5 protein-coding genes are annotated in these 2,687 nt (G+C 63.6%); all 5 read right to left on the bottom strand.

Annotated elements, in window-relative coordinates; genetic code table 11:
* Positions 1-92 precede the first annotated feature (92 nt).
* Positions 93-500, bottom strand: coding sequence for a hypothetical protein (locus QZY48_RS10910; RefSeq protein ID WP_295430888.1), 408 nt, complete (start codon positions 498-500; stop codon positions 93-95).
* A gap of 49 nt (positions 501-549) precedes the next feature.
* Positions 550-870 carry a ferredoxin III, nif-specific gene (gene fdxB, locus QZY48_RS10915; RefSeq protein ID WP_295430889.1) on the bottom strand — a complete coding sequence of 107 codons (321 nt, stop codon included), beginning with the start codon at positions 868-870 and terminating at the stop codon, positions 550-552.
* 81 nt (positions 871-951) lie between these two features.
* Entirely contained in the window at positions 952-1,167 is a 216-nt protein-coding gene (locus QZY48_RS10920) for a CCE_0567 family metalloprotein (RefSeq protein WP_100920944.1), read from the bottom strand.
* A gap of 13 nt (positions 1,168-1,180) precedes the next feature.
* Positions 1,181-1,654: a NifX-associated nitrogen fixation protein gene (locus tag QZY48_RS10925; protein ID WP_100920943.1), complete on the bottom strand. Its 474-nt coding sequence runs from the start codon at positions 1,652-1,654 to the stop codon at positions 1,181-1,183.
* A gap of 377 nt (positions 1,655-2,031) precedes the next feature.
* Entirely contained in the window at positions 2,032-2,517 is a 486-nt protein-coding gene (locus QZY48_RS10930; protein ID WP_295430890.1) for a NifB/NifX family molybdenum-iron cluster-binding protein, read from the bottom strand.
* Positions 2,518-2,687 lie beyond the last annotated feature (170 nt).

Here is a 2,687-nt window from a genome sequence, read left to right on the forward strand (position 1 = left end):
CTGTGCTCAACCCCCACCCGGCGGGGTTATCTGCGAGATCGCGCCGCACTGGGGTGCGGCGCTCCCAGGAGAAGAGGGTCGACCAAGAAGTGTCAGTCAGGCCCGGCCAGGAGTCGCGGCTCGGCGCGGATGTCGGCGCCCCGGCCCCAGGCGTGGACGGCCTCGACGAACCAGCGGGCGTCCTGGGGGTGGGTGCGGATCACGTCGTGTTCGACGTAGAAGCTGCCGTCCGGGTGGAAGACGAGCTTGCCCTGGGGCTGGCCCTGGAAGTCCCGCCACTCGCCGATCAGGCGGTGCTGGCCGGAGGCCGGGTCGCGGTCGAGCCGGTAGTCGGCGGCGGACGGGTCGCCGATGGGGACTGAACCCAGGTCGAAGCCGAGTCGGTCGATTTCCGCCCGCAGGGCGGCGCGGATTTGTCGGGCCAGTGGCGCGATCTGGTCGTAGCGTGCTTGGGCCGCGGCGGCGGTGCCGAAGGCGGCGTCCGTCTTTGGTCTTGGCATGTGTCAGCTACCTCGTTTCGCTCGATTGGTCGTGGCCCGACCTGCGCGCTCAGGCGGCGATCGCCTGGGGTTCGTGGGTCAGGCATTTCTTTGGGCAGACGCGGGAACAGGCCAGACAGCCGATGCAGTCCAGCATGTTCTTGAGATTCATCACCATTCCCGGCGCCTCCTCAAAATCGTCGTCGTCGTCGCTGTCGTTCGCCGCCAGTTCCTCCAGGTCCAGGTCGTCCCGGTCGACGAGATCGAAGACGTCGCGGGGGCAGACCTTGTAGCAGCGGCCGCAGCCGATGCAGCGGACCTGGTTGATGTCGGTGACGAAGGCGGGTGTCCAGGAGGCCCCGCCGCGGGTGATGCCAGTGATGTTACTCATACTCAGTATACCATTTTCAAGGGGGTCGATGCCATCCCAATGCGGGGCGGTAAGCGCCGGGCCTGTCGGACGGCAGTTGTCCTAGGCGCCCGCGCTCAGGGCCGCCTTGAGGCGCGCCTCGGCCTGCGCCCAGGCCTGGCAGGCGTCGTAGGTGGCCGCCGCGATGCCGGGGATCTCGTCGAACGCGGCCGGCAGGCGCTCCTCCACCAGGTCGTGCAGTTCCCCGGCCCGCTCGGAGGCGATCCGCTTGGCCCGCTTGACGGCCTTCTCCAGGTCGGCAATGGTCTGGTCACTCATGGCCGGCAGTCCTCTAGAGCCCCGCGACCTTCGGGTATTCGCCGACCAGGTTCAGGGCGACGGAGAGGATCTTGTCGGCCTCGTCCTTCATCTTGGACAGTGACGGGAAGCCGAAGCGATGCACATCGCGCAGGGTCCGGTCCATGACGACCAGCTTGCCGACGGTGATCAGGGCGCGCCCGAAGCCCTCGTGGGTCAGATTCATCATGGGGACGGCCATCAGGCCGCACTCCTTCTCGATCATGGCCGAGATGGCATTATAGAAGGCCTTGATCCGGGCAATGATGATCTCATCCGGGTCGCCGATGATCGGGATCTCGCGCTTCTTCTCCTTCGTCAAGACATAGGGCTCCAGGATCTGCGCCACCGTCCAACTGTCATAGGTGCCGAAGCTGTCGATGGCGCGCATCTGGCGCACCATCTCCACCCCGAACTCGGTGGTAAGGACCGGGTCCGTCTCGCTGATTTCTGCCACTGCCGCGCTCATTGGAATAACCTCGTTTCGGTCCCGATTCGCGCTGCGAATCGGGATAATGTCGTGATGGAATTATCATGTGCAAAGGGGGATAGGGGGATTGGCCCCATTGCGAACCTTCTCCGCGCTTCAGACCTGGGCATGACTCGTCTGCGTGAAACTCTCGGGACCAATGTCTTCATCCCAAATCCGGGTATTGCTCACACAAAGACACAAAGAACACAAAGAAAAAGATCAGTGAAGGCGTTAGGCCGATCATCGCGAGGGTGCCCTTCTCGACCAGCATATCGCGTGGAAAATCTTTGTGATCTTTGTGTCTCTGTGTGAGAACTGCTCTTTCTTAGGTCTATATTTTTCAGTCCCGATCCGCGCAGCGGATCGGGATGGGATTACTCGCTCCAGCCCTCGGACTCCATGGCGTCGAAGCGCTGCCCGTCCCGGGGCTGGCGGGCCTCCAGCGCGCGGGCGAGCCAGGCGCTGGGGCCGGCGCGCAGTTCCTCTTGCAGGGCGCCGATCAGGTCGGCGATCGGCGTCCCCGCGGTGACCTTGATCGGTTGTACGCCCTGGGCCCGCAGTTGATTGACGGCGGAGGCCCCGACCGCCTGGCAATAGACGGCGATGCAACCCGCCAGGGCCGCGATCTTGGCGGTGAGTTTGTCCTCGTTGCCGTCCATATCCAGGCGGCCGAATTGTGTCACCTCCTCCAGGCGGGAGCGCTCGGGGTCGATCGAATAGATGGCAAAGGACTCCGCGGCGCCGAAGTGCTGGTCGACATGGCGCATATCGCCGGTGGCGAAGGCCACCCTCACCGCGGTCTCACTGCCCATGGTATCGGCTCCGAAGTTCATCACCTTGAGTCGTCGTTCGAGCGTCATCGCCTACCCTCGGGTTATCGCTCGCCCATTCATCGAAAAGCTGTTTGTCGGCAAATGGACGCAAATGGGTATAGCGCCATTTTCGTTGTCGTTGTCGTTGTCGTTGTCGTTGTCGTAATCGCAATCGGAGAAGCGATGCAATCCGGCGTGCGAGCAAATTCGGGGCGTTA

The sequence above is a fragment of the uncultured Thiodictyon sp. genome, assembly GCF_903828115.1.
In the GTDB taxonomy this organism is placed as follows: Bacteria; Pseudomonadota; Gammaproteobacteria; order Chromatiales; family Chromatiaceae; genus Thiodictyon.